Origin of the sequence: Burkholderia sp. AU27893, from assembly GCF_002223205.1 — a bacterium.
Taxonomy (GTDB): domain Bacteria; phylum Pseudomonadota; class Gammaproteobacteria; order Burkholderiales; family Burkholderiaceae; genus Burkholderia.
Genome location: NZ_NKFD01000001.1, coordinates 494,381 through 515,989, shown reverse-complemented (window position 1 = coordinate 515,989; position 21,609 = coordinate 494,381). Strand labels below are relative to the sequence as shown.

At 67.2% G+C, this 21,609-nt stretch carries 22 protein-coding genes; 12 read left to right on the top strand and 10 right to left on the bottom strand.

Annotation, left to right across the window (positions count from 1 at the left end; translation table 11 throughout):
- The first annotated feature begins 47 nt into the window (after positions 1 to 47).
- Both CFB47_RS02435 and ettA read left to right on the top strand, forming a co-directional pair.
- Positions 48 to 356, top strand: a complete 309-nt coding sequence (locus CFB47_RS02435) for a DUF3761 domain-containing protein (RefSeq protein ID WP_089460385.1) — start codon at positions 48 to 50, stop codon at positions 354 to 356.
- Between the two features lie 204 nt (positions 357 to 560).
- Positions 561 to 2,228: an energy-dependent translational throttle protein EttA gene (gene ettA, locus CFB47_RS02430; RefSeq protein WP_089439125.1), complete on the top strand. Its 1,668-nt coding sequence runs from the start codon at positions 561 to 563 to the stop codon at positions 2,226 to 2,228.
- 137 nt (positions 2,229 to 2,365) lie between these two features.
- Here ettA and CFB47_RS02425 read toward each other — a convergent pair whose 3' ends face one another.
- The 4 genes from CFB47_RS02425 to CFB47_RS02410 are packed head-to-tail and all read right to left on the bottom strand — an operon-like array spanning position 2,366 to position 5,680.
- The gene (locus CFB47_RS02425; protein WP_089455509.1) at positions 2,366 to 2,989 is read right to left on the bottom strand and encodes an HAD family hydrolase; all 624 of its coding nucleotides are present in this window, start codon (positions 2,987 to 2,989) and stop codon (positions 2,366 to 2,368) included.
- Positions 2,986 to 3,537: a cysteine hydrolase family protein gene (locus tag CFB47_RS02420; protein WP_089455508.1), complete on the bottom strand. Its 552-nt coding sequence runs from the start codon at positions 3,535 to 3,537 to the stop codon at positions 2,986 to 2,988. The genes CFB47_RS02425 and CFB47_RS02420 overlap by 4 nt, the downstream gene beginning before the upstream one ends.
- A gap of 55 nt (positions 3,538 to 3,592) precedes the next feature.
- The gene (locus tag CFB47_RS02415; RefSeq protein ID WP_089461330.1) at positions 3,593 to 5,407 is read right to left on the bottom strand and encodes an aminopeptidase P family protein; all 1,815 of its coding nucleotides are present in this window, start codon (positions 5,405 to 5,407) and stop codon (positions 3,593 to 3,595) included.
- A gap of 18 nt (positions 5,408 to 5,425) precedes the next feature.
- Positions 5,426 to 5,680, bottom strand: coding sequence for a hypothetical protein (locus CFB47_RS02410; protein WP_039352130.1), 255 nt, complete (start codon positions 5,678 to 5,680; stop codon positions 5,426 to 5,428).
- A 171-nt stretch (positions 5,681 to 5,851) separates the two neighbouring features.
- On the opposite strand from CFB47_RS02410, the gene CFB47_RS02405 reads away from it, so the two are divergent.
- The 7 genes from CFB47_RS02405 to CFB47_RS02375 all read left to right on the top strand — a co-directional run bounded on the left by CFB47_RS02405 (position 5,852) and on the right by CFB47_RS02375 (position 11,949).
- Positions 5,852 to 6,616, top strand: coding sequence for a response regulator transcription factor (locus CFB47_RS02405; protein WP_089430538.1), 765 nt, complete (start codon positions 5,852 to 5,854; stop codon positions 6,614 to 6,616).
- 26 nt (positions 6,617 to 6,642) lie between these two features.
- Positions 6,643 to 7,941 carry a glutamyl-tRNA reductase gene (gene hemA, locus CFB47_RS02400; RefSeq protein WP_089460384.1) on the top strand — a complete coding sequence of 433 codons (1,299 nt, stop codon included), beginning with the start codon at positions 6,643 to 6,645 and terminating at the stop codon, positions 7,939 to 7,941.
- Positions 7,942 to 8,023: 82 nt separating this feature from the next.
- Positions 8,024 to 9,106 carry a peptide chain release factor 1 gene (prfA, locus tag CFB47_RS02395; RefSeq protein WP_089460383.1) on the top strand — a complete coding sequence of 361 codons (1,083 nt, stop codon included), beginning with the start codon at positions 8,024 to 8,026 and terminating at the stop codon, positions 9,104 to 9,106.
- A gap of 7 nt (positions 9,107 to 9,113) precedes the next feature.
- Positions 9,114 to 9,956: a peptide chain release factor N(5)-glutamine methyltransferase gene (prmC, locus tag CFB47_RS02390; RefSeq protein WP_089460382.1), complete on the top strand. Its 843-nt coding sequence runs from the start codon at positions 9,114 to 9,116 to the stop codon at positions 9,954 to 9,956.
- A 67-nt stretch (positions 9,957 to 10,023) separates the two neighbouring features.
- Positions 10,024 to 10,335: a Grx4 family monothiol glutaredoxin gene (gene grxD / locus CFB47_RS02385; RefSeq protein WP_006477066.1), complete on the top strand. Its 312-nt coding sequence runs from the start codon at positions 10,024 to 10,026 to the stop codon at positions 10,333 to 10,335.
- A 16-nt stretch (positions 10,336 to 10,351) separates the two neighbouring features.
- Complete coding sequence (locus tag CFB47_RS02380; protein WP_048251007.1) at positions 10,352 to 10,948, top strand: UbiX family flavin prenyltransferase; 597 nt, start codon at positions 10,352 to 10,354, stop codon at positions 10,946 to 10,948.
- A 209-nt stretch (positions 10,949 to 11,157) separates the two neighbouring features.
- Positions 11,158 to 11,949, top strand: a complete 792-nt coding sequence (locus tag CFB47_RS02375; RefSeq protein ID WP_089455504.1) for a class III extradiol ring-cleavage dioxygenase — start codon at positions 11,158 to 11,160, stop codon at positions 11,947 to 11,949.
- Positions 11,950 to 12,061: 112 nt separating this feature from the next.
- On the opposite strand, the gene CFB47_RS02370 is transcribed toward CFB47_RS02375, so the two are convergent.
- The gene (locus CFB47_RS02370; protein WP_089460381.1) at positions 12,062 to 13,660 is read right to left on the bottom strand and encodes an APC family permease; all 1,599 of its coding nucleotides are present in this window, start codon (positions 13,658 to 13,660) and stop codon (positions 12,062 to 12,064) included.
- Between the two features lie 420 nt (positions 13,661 to 14,080).
- Here CFB47_RS02370 and CFB47_RS02360 point away from each other — a divergent pair, with 420 nt between their 5' ends.
- Positions 14,081 to 14,284 (top strand): cold-shock protein, encoded by a 204-nt coding sequence (locus tag CFB47_RS02360; RefSeq protein ID WP_006477070.1) that lies wholly within the window; start codon positions 14,081 to 14,083, stop codon positions 14,282 to 14,284.
- 98 nt (positions 14,285 to 14,382) lie between these two features.
- On the opposite strand, the gene CFB47_RS02355 is transcribed toward CFB47_RS02360, so the two are convergent.
- The 3 genes from CFB47_RS02355 to CFB47_RS02345 all read right to left on the bottom strand — a co-directional run bounded on the left by CFB47_RS02355 (position 14,383) and on the right by CFB47_RS02345 (position 17,874).
- Positions 14,383 to 15,633 carry an Hsp70 family protein gene (locus CFB47_RS02355; RefSeq protein ID WP_089439117.1) on the bottom strand — a complete coding sequence of 417 codons (1,251 nt, stop codon included), beginning with the start codon at positions 15,631 to 15,633 and terminating at the stop codon, positions 14,383 to 14,385.
- A gap of 187 nt (positions 15,634 to 15,820) precedes the next feature.
- A complete protein-coding gene (locus tag CFB47_RS02350) occupies positions 15,821 to 16,426 on the bottom strand; it encodes a nitroreductase family protein (RefSeq protein WP_089439116.1) in 606 nt (201 codons plus the stop codon).
- 164 nt (positions 16,427 to 16,590) lie between these two features.
- Positions 16,591 to 17,874 carry an MFS transporter gene (locus tag CFB47_RS02345; protein WP_089439115.1) on the bottom strand — a complete coding sequence of 428 codons (1,284 nt, stop codon included), beginning with the start codon at positions 17,872 to 17,874 and terminating at the stop codon, positions 16,591 to 16,593.
- Between the two features lie 219 nt (positions 17,875 to 18,093).
- Between CFB47_RS02345 and CFB47_RS02340 the strand changes: the two genes are divergently transcribed.
- Together CFB47_RS02340 and CFB47_RS02335 are read left to right on the top strand one after the other, a co-directional pair.
- Positions 18,094 to 18,714 carry a TetR/AcrR family transcriptional regulator gene (locus CFB47_RS02340; protein WP_089460380.1) on the top strand — a complete coding sequence of 207 codons (621 nt, stop codon included), beginning with the start codon at positions 18,094 to 18,096 and terminating at the stop codon, positions 18,712 to 18,714.
- A 55-nt stretch (positions 18,715 to 18,769) separates the two neighbouring features.
- On the top strand, positions 18,770 to 19,342 hold the full coding sequence (locus tag CFB47_RS02335) for a DUF1415 domain-containing protein (RefSeq protein ID WP_089460379.1): 573 nt from the start codon (positions 18,770 to 18,772) through the stop codon (positions 19,340 to 19,342).
- A 60-nt stretch (positions 19,343 to 19,402) separates the two neighbouring features.
- Here the strand turns inward: CFB47_RS02335 and CFB47_RS02330 are convergent, their stop codons facing one another.
- Positions 19,403 to 20,293 (bottom strand): SAM-dependent methyltransferase, encoded by an 891-nt coding sequence (locus tag CFB47_RS02330; RefSeq protein WP_089439153.1) that lies wholly within the window; start codon positions 20,291 to 20,293, stop codon positions 19,403 to 19,405.
- Positions 20,294 to 20,382: 89 nt separating this feature from the next.
- The gene (locus CFB47_RS02325) at positions 20,383 to 21,516 is read right to left on the bottom strand and encodes a class I SAM-dependent methyltransferase (RefSeq protein WP_089460378.1); all 1,134 of its coding nucleotides are present in this window, start codon (positions 21,514 to 21,516) and stop codon (positions 20,383 to 20,385) included.
- Positions 21,517 to 21,609 lie beyond the last annotated feature (93 nt).

Sequence of the window (21,609 nt, the reverse complement as noted above, 5' to 3'; positions counted from 1 at the left end):
TCGGCTAACATGCGGCCCGACACCGATAACGACAGACGAGAGAGACCATGCCTGCCCTGCTCCGCCGCGCGACACGCATCGCGACCTTGTCCGCCGCGCTCTTTGTCGCGTGTGCCGCGTTACCGCCTGCCGCGCAGGCCTACCGCGCATCGCCCGGCTACGGCAACGAAGCCGATCTCGACCGCCACGACACGTACCGCAACCGCGACGGCGACACCGTGCACGCCCCCGCACATTCGAAATCGGGCCGCGTGCCCGACGGCGCGAGCGCGCGCTGTCGCGACGGCACGTACAGCTTCAGCCGCCACCGGCGCGGCACGTGCTCGGGGCACGGCGGCGTTGCCGCGTGGCTGTAGCCTCGGCCGAATGGCCAATCCGCACCGCTGCAGCCACCCGCCGCTGTCAGCGACACTCGGCGGCGAAGTACAATAGGCGCTCGCGCCGCCCGCACGCGGCGACGCCGCCGCGCCTTGCGCGGCACGCTCCGTACCGAATCACCCGACGCCGCCACGCCCGCGCGCTGCGCGGCAGTCTCAACCACTTCTGAATTTCACACCGAAATGGCCCAATACGTTTTCACGATGAACCGGGTCGGCAAGATCGTGCCGCCCAAGCGCCAGATCCTGAAGGACATCTCGCTGTCGTTCTTTCCCGGCGCGAAGATCGGCGTGCTCGGCCTGAACGGCTCGGGCAAGTCGACGCTGATCCGCATCATGGCGGGCGTCGACAAGGACATCGAAGGCGAAGCCACGCCGATGCCGAACCTGAACATCGGCTACCTGCCGCAGGAACCGCAGCTCGACCCGACGAAGACGGTGCGCGAAGCCGTCGAGGAAGGCCTCGGCGACCTGTTCCAGGCCAACAAGAAGCTCGAGGAAATCTACGCGGCGTACGCAGAGCCGGACGCCGACTTCGATGCGCTCGCGGCCGAGCAGGCGAAGTACGAAGCGATCCTCGCGTCGAGCGACGGCGGCAGCCCCGAGCAGCAGCTCGAAGTGGCCGCCGACGCCCTGCGCCTGCCGCCGTGGGACGCCAGGATCGAACACCTGTCGGGCGGCGAAAAGCGCCGCGTCGCGCTGTGCAAGCTGCTGCTCGAAAAACCCGACATGCTGCTGCTCGACGAACCGACCAACCACCTCGACGCCGAATCGGTCGACTGGCTCGAGCAGTTCCTGGTGCGCTTCCCGGGCACCGTCGTCGCGGTCACCCACGATCGCTACTTCCTCGACAACGCAGCCGAGTGGATTCTCGAACTCGACCGCGGCCACGGCATTCCGTGGAAGGGCAACTACAGCAGCTGGCTCGACCAGAAGGAAGAGCGCCTGAAGCAGGAAGAAGCGTCGGAATCGGCGCGCCAGAAGGCGATCAAGAAGGAACTGGAGTGGGTGCGCCAGAACCCGAAGGGCCGCCAGGCGAAGTCGAAGGCCCGTATCGCGCGCTTCGAGGAGCTGAGCAGCCAGGAATACCAGAAGCGCAACGAAACGCAGGAAATCTTCATTCCGGCCGGCGAACGCCTCGGCAATGAAGTGATCGAGTTCAAGAACGTCAGCAAGTCGTTCGGCGACCGCCTGCTGATCGACAATCTGAGCTTCAAGATCCCGGCCGGCGCGATCGTCGGCATCATCGGCCCGAACGGCGCCGGCAAGTCGACGCTGTTCAAGATGCTGACCGGCAAGGAACAGCCGGATTCGGGCGAAGTCGTGATGGGCCCGACCGTGAAGCTCGCTTACGTCGACCAGAGCCGCGACGCGCTCGACGGGTCGAAGACGGTGTTCGAGGAAATCTCGGGCGGCGCCGACGTGCTGACGGTGGGCAAGTACGAAACGCCGTCGCGTGCGTACATCGGCCGCTTCAACTTCAAGGGCGGCGACCAGCAGAAGATCGTCGGCAACCTGTCCGGCGGTGAGCGCGGCCGGCTGCACCTCGCGAAGACGCTGATCTCGGGCGGCAACGTGCTGCTGCTGGACGAACCGTCGAACGATCTCGACGTCGAAACGCTGCGCGCGCTGGAAGACGCACTGCTCGAATTCGCGGGCTCGGTGATGGTGATCTCGCACGATCGCTGGTTCCTCGACCGGATCGCGACGCACATCCTCGCGTTCGAAGGCGATTCGCAGGTCACGTTCTTCGACGGCAACTACCAGGAATACGAAGCCGACAAGCGTGCCCGCCTCGGCGAGGAAGCCGCGAAGCCGAAGCGCCTGCGCTACAAGCCGATCAGCCGCTGACCGGCACGACCCGGGTGCCCGGCGCCGCGGCAACGCGGGGCCGGTCGCCGAGGGTGGCCGCTTCAGGAAGCGTCACAACAAAAAAGCGGGCCGCTGGCCCGCTTTTTCTATCCGATGGCGGGCTGCTCGCCCGCCGCTTACGCGAGCGCGCCCAGTTCGCGCAGCCGCGCCTCGGTCGTCGCCGCACTCGTGTGATGAATGCCGTGCCAGCCGAGCGCCGTCGCGGCCGCGGCGTTCTTCGCGTTGTCGTCGATGAATACGAGTTCGTGCGGCGCAATGCCCGGCAGGTGCGGTTCGATCCGCGCATGCATCTCGCGGTAGATTGCCGGATCGGGCTTCACGAGCTTCACTCGGCCCGACACGACGATCTCCTTGAAACGCCGCAGCACCGGGAAGTTGTCCCACGCATACGGGAATGTCTGCGCGGACCAGTTCGTCAGCCCGAACAGCGGCATCCCCTGCGCTTCAAGTCGATCGACGAGCGCGGCGCCTTCGTCGAGCACACCGCCGATCATTTCGTGCCAGCGCGCGTAGAACGCGCGGATCAGCGCCTCGTGCTCCGGAAACTTCGCGACGAGCTCGGCCGTGCCTTCCTCGATCGTTTGCCCGCCGTCCTGGCGGATCACCCAGTCCATCGCGCACACGTGCGTGAGAAACCAGCGACGCTGCGCGTCGTCGGGAATCAGCTCCCGGTAAAGGTACTCCGGGCTCCAGTCGATCAGCACGCCGCCGAAATCGAACACCACGGCCTTGATCGTCATGCGAACTCCGTCGAAAGGACGTCCGCGAGCGGCCGCGGCGTCACCGGGTTGCCCGACAGCGAATTGTTTTGCCATACGAAGTGATGGTGCGCGACGATCTGCGCGGCCGACAGGTGCGTGCGCTCGTTCGTCGTGTGCAGATCGGACACGACCGTCGTCCGGTAGCCGAGCAGCGCCGCGCGGCGCGCGGCCGAATCGACGCAGAACTCGGTCGCATAACCGCAGATCAGCACCGAACGGATGCCGTGGCGGTCGAGTTGCGCCGCAAGCGGCGTGTCGTGAAACGAATCGCTCACCTGCTTGCGCACGCGCCAGTCGTCGTTCCCGACGACCAGCCCCGCATGCAGCTCCCAGCCCGGCGTGCCGGGCACGATGTCGTCGTCCGCATCGCCGTCGTGCTGCACGAAGCACACGGGCGCGTTCGCCGCGCGCGCCGCCGCCGTCAGCCGGTTGATGCCCGATACCACGTCGTCGAGCCGGTAAGCGGGCCGCGCCCGCTCCACCAGCCCGCGCTGCATGTCGACCACGATCACTGCGGTGTCCGCCATTGCCTGCCCTCGGTTGTGTCGTTCGGCCGTTGTCCGGCCGTGATCGCGTGTTGTGTCAGATCGGCTGCGTGCGCGCGACGAGCCACGCCTTCGCATCGCCGCTCAGGTGCCGGCCGACACGCTCGCGCACCGTCGCGTGATACGTGTTCAGCCATGCGCGCTCGTCGTCGTGCAGCATCTCGATCAGCACGCAGCGCGTGTCGATCGGGCACAGCGTCAGCGTCTCGAATGCGAGGAAATCGCCGAATTCCGTTTGCCCGGCCGCGCGGTTCACGACCAGGTTCTCGATCCGGATACCCCACTGGCCGGGACGATAGACGCCCGGCTCGATCGACGTGATCATCCCCTCTTCCATCGCCGTGTGCGGCTCGGCCGGCGCGTAGTGCGAGATCACCTGCGGGCCTTCGTGCACGTTCAGGAAGTAGCCGACGCCATGCCCCGTGCCGTGGCCGTAGTCGAGCCCGGCCGCCCACATCGGTGCGCGCGCGATCGCGTCGAGCATCGGCGAGCGGATGCCGCGCGGGAAGCGGGCGCGCGACAGCGCCATCATCGACTTCAGCACGATCGTGAAATCGCGCCGCTGCAGGTCGCTGACGGTGCCGACCGGCACGACACGCGTGATGTCGGTCGTGCCCGTCACGTACTGGCCGCCCGAATCGATCAGCAGCAGGCCGTCGCCGGCGATCGTCGCGTGCGAGGCCGGCGTCGCATGGTAGTGCGGCATCGCGCCGTTCGCGTTGAAGCCTGCAATCGTCGCGAAGCTTGCCGACACATAGCCGGGGCGCCGGGCGCGGGCGGCCGTGAGCTTTTCCTCGATCGTCAGCTCGGTGATCGTCTCGCGGTTCACCGCCTGCTCGAACCACGTGAAGAACTCCGCGAGCGCGGCGCCGTCGTGTTCCATCGTCACGCGCACGTGCTCGATCTCGGCGGACGTCTTGCGCGACTTCGCGAACGTCGACGGATTCACGGCCTCGACGAGCTTCACGCCGGCCGGCACGGCCTCGAGCGTGCCGAACGTCACGCGGCGCGGGTCGATCAGCAGCGTCGCGCCGTCCGGCAGCGACGCGAGCGCCGCGCGCGCGGCGTCGTAGGCGCGAACGTCGACACCATCCTTCGCGAGCGACGCGGCCAGCGCCGGCGACACCTTGCCGTCGGCGACGAACAACGTCGCGCGATCAGTGCCGATCATTGCGTGCGCAACGAATACGGGATTGAAGTTGACGTCGGCGCCGCGCAGGTTGAACAGCCATGCGAGATCGTCGAGCGTCGAGACGAAATGCCATTGCGCACCCTGCGCGCACATCGCGCGGCGCACTTCGGCCAGCTTGCTCGCGCGCGTCGTGTCGGCCTGCGGCGCCGCGTGCTCGAACACCGCGTCGCCGGGCAGGCCCGGCCGCTCGGGCCAGATTGCATCGAGCAGGTCGAGATCGGTACGTAGCGCGATGCCGCGCGCATTCAGCGCGCCCGTCAGCCCGCGTGCGGCCGCGACGCCCAGCACGGCGCCGTCGACGCCGACCGCCGCACCGGCCGCCACGTTCTGCGCGAGCCAGTCGACGTGTGGCGCGCTCTGCTGCCCGCCCGTCATCTTCATCAGTTGCACGCCCGTGCCGGCCAGTTCGGCCTCGGCCTGCACCCAGTAGCGGCTGTCGACCCATAGCCCCGCGAAATCCGCGGTCACGACCAGCGTGCCGACCGAGCCCGTGAAGCCGGACAGCCAGCGGCGGGCCTGCCAGCGCTCCGGCAGATACTCGGACAGATGGGGATCGGCGGACGGCACGAGATAGGCGGCCAGGTCCTCGCGGGCCATGGCGCCACGCAGCAGCGCGAGGCGGGCCGGCACCGGCGAGACTTCGGGAAGACGGGCATTCATGATTTCACCTGAGAACATTCAGCGACGGGCCGACAGCGTAACCGTCACGGCTACGACGAGGAACGCGACACCGGTGCAGACCGGCCATTCGAGCGTCTCGCCATCGTAAAACAGTCCCGAGAGATTGCCGGCCATGCGGGCCGCGCCCGCGCCGACGATGCCGGCGAGCACCGCGATCCACCATGCCGGCCGGCCCGTGCGCCGCATCGGATGCAGCCATCGGCCGAACAGCCCGACGGCCGCTCCCAGGACAAGGATTCCAAACCAGTTCATTCGACGCCTTCTATAAATTCAGATTCGTCCCATAGGCGTGAACGTTGCCAGCGGCTAGCATCGATTCATCCATCGAACCCGAGACCAGCCGGGTGCCGCCAACATTCGAGTGTAGGGGCCGACTCGACGTTATGGCAAGCGCGCGCCGGCTGCCGTATTGAAGAAATTCTCATGCGAATCGCTCTGATCGATCCGGACGCGCGCCATGCCGCGCTCCTGAACCGCCTGCTCTTTGCGGGCGGTCATGTGTGCCATGCGTTTCCGTCCAGCGCGGCGTTGTTCGAGTGGCTCGCCACCGACAACACCTGCGACATGCTGATCACCGGCCACTGGGCCGGCGACCAGCCGGCCGAGGAAGTCATCCCGCGTGCGCAGACGGTCCTGCCGGGGCTGCCGGCCATCGCCGTGATGCTGCTGCCGCGCGAAAGCGAAATCGTATCGTGCCTGCACGCGGGCGCCGACGATTGCCTCGTACGCCCCGTGAGCGGGCCCGAGCTGCTTGCGCGCGTGAACGCGCTGAGCCGGCGTGCCGGCGTGCGCCGGCCACCCAACCGCTCGCGCGAAATGTATGGCGAATACGCGTTCGACGCCACGCACTGCCTCGTTCGCTTCGACGACGCAATCGTTTCACTCACGCCGAAGGAGTTCCGGTTCGCGCAGTTGCTGTTCACGAACCTGTCGCGGCCGGTGTCGCGCGCCCATATCCTCGAAACGGTGTGGGCGCGCCGCCGCGACATGAAGTCGCGCACGCTCGATACCCATGCGTCCCGGCTGCGCAGCAAGCTACGGCTGCTTCCGGAGCGCGGCTACCGGCTGCTGCCGCTCTACGGCTACGGCTATCAGCTCGACCGCGTGCCGATCGAGCCCCCAAATTCCCGGCCACGCCACGCTGATGCCCGGTATGCAGCGAGTGAGGAAATCGCTGAAACGCTATAATATGGGGCTAAACGATAGCCCTCGATATGCAACTCCTCACGATCGGAATCAACCACCACACTGCGCCTGTCGCCTTGCGCGAACGCGTGGCGTTTCCGCTCGAGCAGATCAAGCCGGCTCTCGTCACGTTCAAGAACGTGTTTCTCGGCCCCCAGGCGCCCAATACGCCCGAAGCGGCGATCCTCTCCACCTGCAACCGCACCGAACTGTATTGCGCGACCGACGATCGCGCGGCACGCGAAGGCGCGATCCGCTGGCTGTCGGAGTATCACCGGATCCCGGTCGACGAACTCGCGCCGCACGTCTATGCGCTGCCGCAGTCGGAAGCGGTCCGGCACGCGTTTCGCGTCGCATCCGGCCTCGATTCGATGGTGCTCGGCGAAACGCAGATTCTGGGCCAGATGAAGGATGCCGTCCGCACCGCAACGGAAGCCGGCGCACTCGGCACCTATCTGAACCAGCTGTTCCAGCGCACCTTCGCGGTCGCGAAGGAAGTGCGCGGCACGACCGAAATCGGCACGCAGTCGGTGTCGATGGCCGCCGCCGCGGTGCGCCTCGCGCAACGGATCTTCGAAAAGGTGTCGGATCAGCGCGTGCTGTTCATCGGCGCCGGCGAAATGATCGAGCTGTGCGCGACGCACTTCGCCGCGCAAAGCCCGCGCGAACTCGTCGTCGCGAACCGCACGGCCGAACGCGGCCAGCGGCTCGCCGAACGCTTCAACGGCCGCGCGATGCCGCTCGCGGATCTGCCGACCCGCATGCACGAATTCGACATCATCGTGTCGTGCACGGCGTCGACGCTGCCGATCATCGGCCTCGGCGCAGTCGAGCGCGCGGTGAAGGCACGGCGCCACCGGCCGATCTTCATGGTCGACCTCGCGGTGCCGCGCGACATCGAGCCCGAAGTCGGCAAGCTGAAGGACGTGTTCCTCTACACCGTCGACGATCTCGGCGCGATCGTGCGCGAAGGCAATGCATCGCGCCAGGCCGCGGTCGCGCAGGCCGAAACGATCATCGAAACGCGCGTGCAGAATTTCATGCAATGGCTCGACACGCGCAGCGTCGTGCCGGTGATCCGTCACATGCATACGCAGGCCGACGCACTGCGCCGGGCCGAAGTCGACAAGGCGCAGAAGCTGCTCGCGCGCGGCGACGATCCGGCCGCCGTGCTCGAAGCGCTGTCGCAGGCGCTGACCAACAAGCTGATCCACGGCCCGACGAGCGCGCTCAACCGCGTGAACGGCGCCGATCGCGATTCGCTGATCGACCTGATGCGCGGCTTCTACCAGCACGCCCCGCGTTCGAGCGACCAGTCCGGCCACTAGCGCCGGCCGATCGCCCTGCCGCCGGCCGCACGCCGGCCTATCCTTTCCGAATACCCCTTGCCCGGGAGCGCCGCTCCACACCATGAAGACGAGCATGCAACGCAAGCTCGACCAGCTGTCCACACGGCTGGCCGAACTGAACGACCTGCTGAGCCGCGAAAACGTCACGGCCGACCTCGACCAGTACCGCAAGCTCACGCGTGAACATGCGGAACTCGGCCCGGTGGTCGAACAGTACGCGCTGTGGCGCCAGTCGCGCAGCGACGAGACGGCTGCACAGGAACTGCTCGGCGATCTGTCGATGCGCGACTTCGCGGAAGACGAAATCCGCAGCGCGCGAGAAAGCATGGCCCGCCTCGAGACCGAGCTGCAGAAGATGCTGCTGCCGAAGGACCCGAACGACGACCGCAACATCTTCCTCGAAATCCGTGCGGGCACAGGCGGCGACGAATCGGCGCTGTTCGCGGGCGACCTGCTGCGCATGTACCTGCGCTTCGCGGAACGCCAGCGCTGGCAGGTCGAAATGATGTCGGAGAGCGCGTCGGATCTCGGCGGCTACAAGGAAGTGATCGTGCGGATCGCGGGCCCGGGTGCGTATTCGCGCCTGAAGTTCGAATCGGGCGGCCATCGCGTGCAGCGCGTGCCGGCCACCGAAACGCAGGGGCGCATCCACACGTCCGCGTGCACGGTCGCGGTGATGCCGGAAGCCGACGAAATCGGCGAGGTCGAGATCAATCCGGCCGACCTGCGGATCGACACGTTCCGCGCGTCCGGCGCGGGCGGCCAGCACATCAACAAGACCGATTCGGCGGTGCGCGTCACGCACATCCCGACCGGGATCGTCGTCGAGTGCCAGGACGACCGCTCGCAGCACAAGAACAAGGATCGCGCGCTGAAGGTGCTCGCCGCACGCATCAAGGACAAGCAGTATCACGAGCAGCACGCGAAGGAAGCCGCGACGCGCAAGAGCCTGATCGGCTCCGGTGACCGCTCGGAGCGGATCCGCACGTACAACTTCCCGCAGGGCCGGATGACCGACCACCGGATCAACCTGACGCTGTACCGGCTCGAGGCGCTCATGGACGGCGACCTCGACGAACTGATCAGCGCGCTGGTCAGCGAACACCAGGCCGAACTGCTCGCGTCGCTCGGCGACGCCGACTGAGGCCGCGATGCCCGACACTTCCGCCGACGAACTGCTGCGCGCGTCGCCGCTCGATGCGGTCGATGCGCGCGTGTTGCTCGCGCACGCACTCGGCTGGACCCGCACGCAATTGATCACGCGCGGCGACGCGCCGCTCGACGCGGCCGCGGTCGAACGCTACCGCGCGCTCGAGGCGCGCCGCCTGGCCGGCGAGCCGGTCGCGCAGCTCGTCGGGATGCGCGAATTCTTCGGCCGGCCGTTCGACGTGACGCCCGACGTGCTGATTCCACGCCCTGAAACCGAACTGCTCGTCGAAGCCGCACTCGATGCGATCGACGGGCTGCCGCATCCGGCCGTGCTCGATCTCGGCACGGGCAGCGGCGCGATCGCCGTCTCGATCGCCGCCGAGCGTCCCGATGCGCGCGTGTGGGCGCTCGATCGCTCGCCGGCCGCCCTTGAGGTCGCACAGCGCAACGCAGGCAAGCTGCTCGACGCGCGCCGCCCCGGCGGCCCGCTGCACTGGCTGCAGAGCGACTGGTACGCGGCGCTCGATCCGGCACTCGCATTCGACGCGATCGTCAGCAACCCGCCTTACATCGCGCAGCACGATCCGCACCTCGAGCAAGGCGACCTGCGTTTCGAGCCGCGCGGCGCGCTCACCGACGATGCCGACGGCCTCAGCGCGATCCGCACGATCGTCGCGGGCGCCGGCTCTTATCTGAAACCGGGCGGCACGCTCTGGATCGAGCATGGCTACGACCAGGCCGAGGCCGTGCGCGCGGTGCTCGCCTCGCACGGCTTCGTCGCGGTCGAATCGCTTGCCGATCTGGCCGCCATCGAGCGCACGACGGGCGGCCGCCTGCCGGGCTGATGCCCGGCCTGCCCGGTTGAAATCCGCTATCATTTCGATCTAACGCCCCGCAAACGCAAGGTCAGTCATGGACACCCAACAACGCATCAAGCAAATCGTCGACGAAAACCAGGTCGTGCTCTTCATGAAGGGCAACGCGCAATTCCCGATGTGCGGCTTTTCGGGCCGCGCAGTCCAGGTGCTGAAAGCCTGCGGCGTCGACCAATTCAAGACGGTCAACGTCCTCGAAGACGACGAGATCCGCCAGGGCATCAAGGCATTCTCGAACTGGCCGACCATCCCGCAGCTCTACGTGAAGGGCGAATTCATCGGCGGCTCGGACATCATGATGGAGATGTACCAGTCGGGCGAACTGCAGCAACTGTTCGCCGCCGCGTAATACGCCCCTCCTTTCGATGGCATCTCCCAGCGCGCCGCCACGCCGGCTGATCGTCGCGATCACCGGCGCCACCGGCGCGATCTACGGCGTACGGCTGCTCGACCTGCTGCGCGCCGCCGGCGGCGTCGAAACGCACCTGCTGATTTCGAACGCCGGCTGGCTCAACATCCAGCACGAACTGAAGCTGTCGAAGGCCGATGTCGAAAGCCGTGCGGACGTCGTGCATTCGGTGCGCGACGTCGGCGCGACGATCGCATCGGGGTCGTTCGCGACCGACGGCATGGTGATCGCGCCCTGCTCGATGAAGACGCTCGCGAGCGTCGCACACGGGCTGTCCGACAACCTGATCACGCGCGCAGCCGACGTCACGTTGAAGGAACGCCGCCGCCTCGTGCTGATGGTGCGCGAAACGCCGTTCAACCTCGCGCATCTGCGCAACATGACGGCCGTCACCGAAATGGGCGGCATCGTCTTCCCGCCGCTGCCCGCGTTCTACGCAATGCCGAAGACGATCGAGGAACTCGTCGACCAGACCGTCACGCGCGTGCTCGACCTGTTCGCGCTCAGCGCACCGCTGACGACGCCTTGGGCCGGCATCCGGCACGCGCAGTAAGCGAGCACCCACGATCCACTCGTCGCAGATCTGCGCCGATTTTCACTGAAATTCATTCAATTGTGCGCATACGGCGCCCAACTGCCGTGAAGCGCACGACGCTGCCCGGATTATCAACCCACAAGCGTCAATCAAATTCGCAATCGCGGATTTATCAATACCCGGTGCGCGCCTATAGTCACAGGCAAATCCCTTTGCAGGCCACCACCATGAACCGCTTGCCTTCGCTCTACCTGTCCCACGGCGCCCCGACGCTGCCGATCGACCCGACGCTGCCGTCCGGCGCGTTCACGCACCTGGCGGCCGAATTGCCGCGCCCGCGCGCGGTACTGATGCTGTCCGCGCACTGGGGCACGCAGCGCCCTGTCGCCAGCACTGCCGCGCATCCGGAAACGATCCACGATTTCTACGGCTTTCCGCAGGCGCTGTACGACATCCGCTACCCGGCGCCCGGCGCGCCCGACGTCGCCGAGCGCGCGGCCGGGCTGCTGAATGCAGCCGGCATCGAGACCGCGACGACCGAGCACGGCCTCGACCACGGCGCGTGGGTGCCGATGCTGCTGATGTTCCCGGAAGCCGACGTGCCGGTGGCGCAGCTGTCGATCCAGCCGCGCGCGGATGCCGCCCACCACTTCGCGCTCGGCCGCGCGCTGCGACCGCTGCGCGACGAAGGCGTGATGGTGATCGGCTCCGGCCAGATCACGCACAACCTGCGCGCCGCCGATTTCGGTGCGGCACCGGAGGATGCAGACCCGCGCGTCACGGAATTCACCGACTGGTTCGAGGCGAAGCTGGCCGCGCGCGACGTCGACGCGCTGCTCGACTACCGCCGGCAGGCGCCGCACGCGGCGCTGATGCATCCGACCGACGAGCACCTGCTGCCGGTGTTCACGGCGCTCGGCGCGGCGGACGACGACTACCAGCTCGGCATCCAGTCGCTCGGTACCTACCAGCGCGTGCTTGCGATGACGAACTACGTGTTCGCCGGCGCAGCCGCCTGAGCGGTCGCGCGGCCGCTGCCGACCGCCCAACAAAAAACCCGCCCGAGCATCGCCCGGGCGGGTTTTTTTACGCTGCTTGCTGCCGCCGCCGAATCCGGCGACAGGTCACGCGTCAGGCACCGACCCCCTCGAGGATCTCGTCGTGCGATTCACGCTCGTCGAGATACTTGGTCCGGTAGCCGGTATTCACGCCCCAGAAGTAGAACACCAGTGAGATCGCCGCGACGACCAGCATGTCCCAGCCGTACGGCAGCACGCCGTGGCCGCCGAACTCCTTGCTGCCGATCAGCGACAGCACGGCCATCGTCGGCAGGTACGCGACCAGCCACCAGGCGGCCTTCAGGTCGTCACCCCAGCCGGTCCAGCCCGACTTCGCCTGGAAGTAGAAGTACACCGGCAGCGCGACGATCATCAGCAGGATGATCTCGCCCGTCAGCGGCCACTTCGCCCAGTACAGGATCAGCGACGCGCAGACGAATGCGAACGGGGCGATCAGCTTCATCAGCGGAATCGACAGCGGACGCTCGATGTCGGTCGCCGAACGGCGCAGTGCCATCAGGCTGATCGGGCCGGTCAGGTACGAAATCACCGTCGCCACCGAGATCACGGCCGCGAGCGAGCTCCAGCCGCGGAAGAAGAACAGGAAGACGAACGAGACCAGCAGGTTGAACCACATCGCCTGGCGCGGCACGCCGTAGATCGGGTGCACGTTGCCGAACATCTTCGGCATCGTGTTGTTGCGCTCCATCGCGTAGATCATGCGGGTGGTCGTCGCCATGTAGGTCGTACCGGTGCCACTCGGGCTGATGAACGCGTCGACATACAGCAGGATCGCGAGCCAGTTCAGGTTCAGCGCGATCGCCAGTTCCGCGAAAGGCGACGAGAAGTTGAAGTGCGCCCAGCCCTTCGCGACGTCGGCCGGATTCACCGAGCCGATATACGCCATTTGCAGCAGCACGTAGATGACGAGTGCGAGCAGGATCGACGTGATCACCGCGAACGGCACGCTGCGCGACGGGTTGCGCGCTTCACCGGCCAGGTTCACCGGGCTCTGGAAGCCGTTGAACGCGAACACGATGCCGCTCGTCGCGACCGCGGTCAGCACGGCCGACCAGCCGTACGGCGCGAAGCTCGCATTCGATGCGACGCCGAGGTTCTCCGAGTGGAAGCTCGTCAGCATCAGGCCGAGGATCGTGAGGCCGGGGATCAGGAACTTGAAGATCGTGATCGCGGTGTTCGCCCGCGCAAAGGCCTTGACGCCCCAGTAGTTCAGCATGAAGTAGATGACGACCAGCACGGCCGACAGCAGCAGGCCGAGCGTCTGTAATTCGCCGTTCACGAACAGTGCGTGCGCCCACGGATACGGCCACGTGCTCATGTACTGGATCGATGCTTCAGCCTCGATCGGAATCACGGATACGATCGCGATCCAGTTCGCCCACGCACTGATGAAACCGACCAGCGAGCCGTGCGAATAGCGCGCGTAGCGCACCATGCCGCCCGACTCGGGGAACATCGCGCCCAATTCCGCGTAAGTCAGTGCAATGGCGAGAATCACGACAGCGCCGATGATCCAGGCGCAGATCGCCGCCGGACCGGCAATCTTCGCGGCCTTCCAGGCGCCGAACAGCCAGCCCGAGCCGATAATCGAACCCAGCCCCGTCAGCATCAATGCAAACGGGCCGATGTTCCGTTGAATAGAACTCTTCACATCCTCTCCTGTGTCTCAAAAAGCATGGTCGGCTCGCCGTCCGGGATCGGCTCGGACAGCACCGCGCACGCAATTTTGGGGGGGCGTGTCACCCGATCGGGGCAACCCGTCCACGCGGCGCGTAGTTTAACGGTTGCACCTCAAACGTGGCGCCAAAATCGTTCGGCCCCTACAAAAAATTCGCATCGTTTGCAAGCTTTGTAAACCTGATCTCCGCAATAACCCTGAGTCCATGGAAATACGGTTGACCACGCGCTGGATAAGCCGTATAAAGGACTTCGCAGGATTTCAAGTGGCGAGTGAATTGGTTCTTTCGTAGTTCGCCCATCAACGGTACTCCGGTTGGTCCTATTACCCCTTCCTTGATTTTCCGCACCCCATGGGCCTCGGCCCCGTTTTATCTTTTTAGGAACAAGTAACATGGCAACCGGTACCGTCAAGTGGTTCAATGACGCAAAGGGCTTCGGCTTCATCACCCCGGAAGGCGGCGGCGACGATCTGTTCGCGCACTTCTCGGAAATCCGCGTCGAAGGCTTCAAGACGCTGCAAGAAAACCAGAAGGTTGAATTCGAAGTGAAGACGGGCCCGAAGGGTCTGCAAGCTGCGAACATCCGTCCGGTCTAAGCTTGGCGCGATAATTCGTGAAAAAAGCCCCGCTTCGGCGGGGCTTTTTGTTTTTCGGCGCCGCTCAAACGGCATGGCGGCCTTTCAGCCGCCCGCATTCAACCGAACAATCGCTGCGCGTGAATGCCGAGACCCGTCGCGACACTCGCGAGGCGGTCGCCGAACACCGGCTGCGCATCCGGGAATGCACCCGCCAGCGCGCCCGACAAGAACGCGAGCCCCGTCGAGCCGCCGGTGAAGTACAGGGCGCCAACATCGCGCGGCGCCACGCCCGCCAGCCGCACGGTCTCGCGCGCGGCGTCGACGATGCGTGCGGTGTCGTCGCGGCTCGCGTCGACGAGCCGGTCGGCATCGAATGCGATCTGCAGATCCTCTTCCACGTCGTTCAGGTCGATCATCGTCTCCCCACCCGCCGCGACGCCGATCTTCGCTTCTTCCGCACGCGCCATCAGCGCATGCCCGAGCCGCTGCTCGACCACGCTCGTGAGCCGGTCGTACTGCTGCACGTCCCGGTACAGGTGCTTCATCAGCTTCAGCTCGCCGAGCCGCTTCGGCGTGTAGACCGTGTTGATCAGGTGCCAGGTGGCGAGATCGAAGTAGATCTTGTTCGGCAGCTCGCGCCCTTCGGGGTCGAGCGAGCGGTAGCCGAACGCGGGCAGGATCGCCGCCAGCTCGACACGCCGGTCGTAATCGGTGCCCGCGACGTGCACGCCGTGGTGGGCCAGCACGTCGTCCTTGCGCTCGAGCCGCGCCATCCGGTCGGGCCCGACGCGCACCAGCGAGAAGTCGGACGTGCCGCCGCCGATGTCGGCGACGAGCACGAGGCGCTCCGCCTGCTGGCGCGACTCGTAGTCGAACGCGGCCGCGATCGGTTCGTACTGGAATTGCACGTCCGTGAAGCCGACCGATCGGGCGGCGGCCTCGAGCTGGTCCTGGGCGAGGCGGTCGGCGCGCGGATCGTCGTCGACGAAGAACACCGGCCGGCCGAGCACCGCACGGCCGATCGGCGCGCCCGCGCGGGCTTCGGCCTTGCGCTTCAGGTGCGTCAGGAAGCGCGCGATGATTTCGGTGTACGCGATCGCGCTCCCGTCGCCGAGATCGGTCGTCGTTTCCGCGAGCGGCGAGCCGAGGATGCTCTTCATCGAGCGCATCAGCCGGCCGTCGAAACCGTCGATATAGGAAGCCAGCGCCGCACGGCCGTATTCGACCGTCTCTTCGTCGTTGTTGAAGAAGATCGCGGTGGGCAGCGTCAGGTGGTCGCCCTCGACGGGCGCGAGGCGCATGCCGTCGCCGTCGGGCAGCGCCACGGCGGAATTGGACGTGCCGAAATCGATCGCGCAGTAAGTCATGGGAAGTTGCCGCAGCAGGGCCGGCGCGAAAACGGAAAGGACGGGCTTTTTAACATGAAGCCCGCGGGATCACAACCGGGCCGGCCACCAGTCCCGCGCAACGGGCCCGGCTGGCGGCGGCGCGCAACCTGGCGCGCCGGGGAGAGATGCGGGCGGGATGCGCGACGCAGCCCGTCCGCCACGCAGGTCAGGCTGCCGCGTCGAAACCCTTCTTCCACGCGCCCGCATAGACGACCTCGCCGATCGCATGGCGCGTGCGCGGCGCCTTCTCGCGATCGCGCAGCACCGGATCGAGCTTGTCGACGTTGCCGTAGTGACCGAGCGAGATGATTGCCGGAATCGCGACGTCGGCCGGAATCGCGAACGCATCGCGGAACGCCTTCGCGTCGAAGCCGCTCATCTGGTGGGCGGCCAGGCCCAGTGCGTGCGCCTGCAGCACCAGCGACATCGCGGCGGCGCCCGCGTCGTACAGCGCGGTGGGGGCCGGTTCGCCCTTCGGCGTGAGCGTGTGCGCGGTCACCGCGATCAGCACGGGCGCCGGCGCATTCCAGCCCTGGTTGAACGGCACCAGCGTCGCGAACGCGCGCTTGAATGCGTCTTCGTCCTGCGTGCGGTCGAATACGATGAAGCGCCACGGCTGCGCGTTGTAGGCAGACGGCGCCCAGCGGGCGGCTTCGAGCACCGCGTGCAGATCGCCGGCGCTGACGGCTTCATCCGAATACGCGCGCGGGCTCCAGCGGCCCGCGATCAGATCGTGAATCGAAACAGTGGTGGGAGCAGGTTTGACGGACATGCGGTTCCTCGCTGACATCGATGAAGGGGCGCGAACGCCTCGCGAACCGAAAGCATACCCGCTTGAGCCGATGCGCGCCCGATCCTCCCGCGCTATGCAAATCTCCGTGCGTGTATTGCCCGGCCATCCGTCGCGCGGCCGGCCGGGCCATCGGCTTGCCGCGCTCAGGCCGCCTGCGCGGCTGCCCGCGACGGGCCGCGGTTGATCCGCAGCACGATCAGCGCGCCGACGATGCACAGCCCGCCCGAGATCATCGACGCGATCGTGTAGGTGCCGAGGCTGGCGCGCAGCAGCCCCGCGCCGAGCGCCGCGAACGCCGCGCCGAGCTGGTGGCCGGCGACGATCCAGCCGAACACGACGGGCGCCGCGGCCTTGCCGAACACGTCGGTCGCGAGGCGTACGGTCGGCGGCACGGTCGCGATCCAGTCGAGCCCGTAGAACATCGCGAACAGCGGCAGACCGAAGAAATCGATCCCGAACGCGTGCGGCAGGTAGATCAGCGACAACCCGCGCAACCCGTAGTACCAGAACAACAACATGCGATTGTCGTAGCGGTCGGACAGCCAGCCCGACAGCGTCGTGCCGAACAGGTCGAACACGCCCATCGCCGCGAGCAGCGACGCGCCCTGCACTTCCGTCATCCCGTAGTCGCTGCACATCGCGATCAGGTGCGTGCCGACGTAACCATTGGTGCTCGCGCCGCAGATGAAGAAGCTGAAGAACAGCAGCCAGAAATCGCGCGAACGGCTCGCCGTCAGCAGCGTGCGGAACGCGACCGTGAGCGGGTTCTCCTTCGCCCCCTCGGGCGCGGCCGGCGCATCGGCCGGCTCGCCGTACGGGCGCAGCTGCACGTCGGCCGGCCGTTCGGGCAACAGGAATGCAACCAGCGGAATCACGATCGCGGCCGCGACCGCGACGACCAGCACGACCGGCCGCCAGCCATGGCGCTGCGCGATCGCCGCGAGCATCGGCAGGAACACGAGCTGGCCGGTGGCCGTGCTCGCGGTCAGGATCCCCATCACGAGGCCGCGCCGCGCATGGAACCAGCGCGTGACGAAGGTCGCGGACAGCGTCAGCGCGACGACGCCCGTCGAGCAGCCGACCATCAGGCCCCAGATCACGACCATCTGCCAGCTCTGCGTCATCATCGACGACAGCGCGACGCCCGCGCTCATCGTCACGAGCGCGGTGAGAATGGTCGGACGCAGCCCGAAGCGCTGCATCGCGGCGGCCGCGAACGGGCCCGTCAGTCCGTACAGCGCGATGTTCACCGAGATCGCCAGCGAAATCGCCGCGCGGCTCCAGCCGAGTTCGCGCTCGAGCGGCACCATCAGCACGCTCGGCGTCGCGCGCGTGCCGGCCGCCGCCAGCAGGATCAGGAATACCACCGCCGCCGCGAGCCATCCGTAGTGGAAGCGCCCGCCGATTCGTGTCACCGCCCAGTTCATCTTCGCGTTCTCCAGTTGGCGGCTCCGGTGCCTCCGCACCCGCGCCGCCCGCCCTGCCAGGCCACCTCCGCCGCACACTGCATCGGCTGACCCGGGCCGACGCTTGGCATTTGTCTGTCGACCCGGGCGGCGTTGTTACCGACCGGTCACAAGTGTGTTGCGATCGTAGTGACCAATCGGTAACATGTCAAGCAATCCAATATGCAGTCGAGGGTCATCATGTCGGGCATCGAGATCGCCAAACCGCTGCCGCGCCGCACCCGCCGGCCGATCGACGGCGCCACCGCGCAGGAGCACCTGCTACGCGCCGCCGAGGAGCTGTTTTACAGGGAAGGCGTTCGGACGGTGGGCGTCGAGGCGGTCGTGGAGCGCGCAGGCGTCAACAAGATGAGCCTGTATCGCCAGTTCTCGTCGAAGGATGAACTGATCCTCGCGTACCTGGAGCGGATGGATGCATGCTTCTTCGACCGCTTCAACACGAGCGTCGCGAAGCACCCGGGCCAGCCGAAAGCGCAGCTGATCCAGTATTTCGTCGATCTCGCCGAGCGCGCGACGCAGCAGGATTACCGCGGCTGCCCGTTCGTCAACGTCGCGGCCGAATTCCCGGATGCGTCGCACCCGGCGCGCGAGCGCGTCGCGCAGAACAAGGAACAGCTGATGAAGCGGCTCGTCGCGCTATGCGAAGCCGCCGGCGCGCGGCAGCCGCAGGCGCTCGCCGATTCGCTCGCGCTGCTGATCGAAGGCATCTACGCGGCAAGCCAGACCTACCGGCACGGCGAAACGCCGATCGGCGTCGCGCCCGCGCTCGTCACGCAGTTGATCGAGGCCGCCTGCGCGTGACGGCGCGCCCGCTACAATGCGGTCCTCGCCGCCCTTCCGCCCGACTGGTTTCACGATGACCGACACTCGCCCCGAATCGCACGACGACATCCTCGCCGCCACGCGGCACTGGCTCGCGCGCGCGGTGATCGGGCTCAATCTGTGCCCGTTCGCGAAAAGCGTCTATGTGAAGGAACAGGTGCGCTACGCGATCAGCGACGCGACGACGCTGGAAGACGCGCTCGCCGAACTCGAAACCGAGCTGCGCGCGCTCGACGCGGCGGACCTGCAGCAGGTCGACACGACGCTCGTGATCTTCCCGCATGCGTTCGCCGATTTCATCGACTACAACGATGCGCTGTTCTTTGCCGACCGGCTGGTGCGGCAACTGCGGCTCGACGGCGTGCTGCAGATCGCGAGCTTCCATCCGCACTATCGGTTCGAGGGCAGCGAGCCCGACGACATCGAGAACTACACGAACCGCGCGCCGTACCCGATCCTGCACCTGCTGCGCGAGGACAGCATCGCGCGCGCGGTTGACGCGTTCCCGGACGCGTCCGCGATCTACGAAAAGAATCAGGAAACGCTGCGGCGCCTCGGCCATGACGGCTGGCGCGAATGGATGCGCCGGCCGGGCGACGACGTCTGACGGGGCGTGTAACGGGCGACGAGCAACGGGCGCCACGCGACGCGCCCGCCCACGCGCAGGTCAGCCGGCGGCCGGTTCGGCGACCTCGCCGCCCGCGGCCGCGGCTTCCGGCACGAAGAAGCGTGCGTTCAGCTCGGCCAACCCGAACATCCCGAGGATCTCGTTCAACCGCTCGCCGGGCCGCCGGCGCGGCAGGTTCTTGTACTGCGCGATGATCAGCTCGTTCTTCATCGAATGCTCCCAGCCGACCAGCTCGGTCACGCTGACCTGGTAGCCGTGCGCTTCGAGCTGCAGGCAGCGCAGCACGTTGGTGATCTGGCTGCCGAATTCGCGCGTATGCAGCGGATGCCGCCACACTTCCGTCAGCGCGTTCGCGAGCGACTTGCCCTTGTTCTTGCGCAGCACGCCCGCGACTTCCGCCTGGCAGCACGGCACCAGCACGATATGCTGCGCGCGCTTCGCGAGCGCGAAGCGGATCGCGTCGTCGGTCGCCGTGTCGCACGCGTGCAGCGCGGTGACGACGTCGACCGTTTCAGGCAGTTTCGGCGACGTGATCGAATCGGCAACCGACAGGTTCAGGAACGACATGCCGCCGAACCCGAGCCGGGCCGCGAGCTCGGCCGAACGCGTGACGAGCTCCTCGCGGGTCTCGATCCCGTACACGTGCGACGCGAACGCCGGCGTGCCGTGCCCCGGCTGCTGCTTGAAGAACAGGTCGTACAGGATGAAGCCGAGATACGACTTGCCGGCGCCGTGATCGACGAGCGTCACGCTGCCACGCTCGGCCTGCACGCCGGCGAGCAGCGGCTCGATGAACTGGAACAGGTGATAGACCTGTTTCAGCTTGCGGCGGCTGTCCTGGTTCAGCTTCCCGTCGCGGGTGAGGATGTGCAGTTCCTTCAGCAGCTCGACGGACTGCTCCGGGCGGATTTCGTGGGTCTTGTTCGACATCGTGATGCGGCGCCGGGCCACGGTCGGTCGACCACGGCCCGGCGGCGGGAATTCGTGAGGAATGGCGACAGTTTACCGAAAATGCGCGGTCAGGCTCGTGCGCCGAGCCGCCAGAGCGACGTGACCTCGGCCTGGCGTGCCGCGTGCAGCGGATCGTCGGCATCCATCGCCTTCGGGTGCGCGGGACGGATGTCGTCGCGGCCAAGCTCGACGAGGCCCGCTTCGTCGATCCATTGCAGCAGCGTGTCGCGCGGCCGCAGGCCGAGATGCTCGGCGAAATCGGACAGGATCAGCCAGCCTTCGCCACCCGGCTCGAGGTGCGCGGCAAGCCCCGCGAGGAAACCGCGCAGCATGCGGCTGTCCGGATCGTAGACCGCGTATTCGATCGGCGCGCTCGGCCGGGCCGGCACCCACGGCGGGTTGCAGACCACGAGCGGCGCACGGCCGGCCGGAAACAGATCCGCCTCGACGACTTCGACGCGATCCGCATGGCCCAGCCGCTCGACGTTCTCGCGCGCACAGGCGAGCGCGCGCGGATCCTGATCGGTCGCGACGACACGCTCGACGCCGCGCGTCGCCAGCACGGCTGCCAGCACGCCGGTGCCGGTGCCGATGTCGAACGCGAGCGAGGTTGCCGGCAGCGGCGCGCGCGCGACGAGTTCGACGTATTCGCCGCGCACCGGCGAGAACACGCCGTAGTGCGGGTGGATCGGCGCACCGCCGAGCGCCGGGATCGGCACCCCTTTCTTGCGCCATTCGTGCGCGCCGACGAGGCCGAGCAGTTCGCGCAGCGACACGACCGACGGCGCGCCGCCGGGCCCGTACGCCTCTTCGCATGCGGCGCGCACGTCGGGCGCACGGCGCAGCGCAATCGTGTAGTCGGCCTCGAGCGGGATCAGCAGCATGCCGAGCGTGCGGGCGCGCTGCGACTGCGCGAGACGATGCAGGTTGAACGCGTCGACGCCGGCCGCGGCTTTCGCCTTCTTCGGCTTGCGCTCGACACGGCGCGCCATCGCCTGCACGAGCTGGCGCGCATTCTGGAAATCGCCCTGCCAGACGAGCGCGGTGCCCTCGCAGGCGAGACGGTAGGCCGCGTCGGCGGTGAGGCGGTCGTCGGCGGGCACCGCGCGCTTCGGCGGTTGCACGCCGGCTTCGGAGCGCCAGCGTACGGCATGATCGGCGCCGTCGGCGTCGGTCCAGTGGAAAACGGGGAAATCGGTCACGCGAACTCGGTTACGGTTGGCTTCAACGGGCGGCGCGACGGTAATGCGGGCGCCGCGCGGCTCACACCATACCGCGCTTTGCCCGCGCGGCAA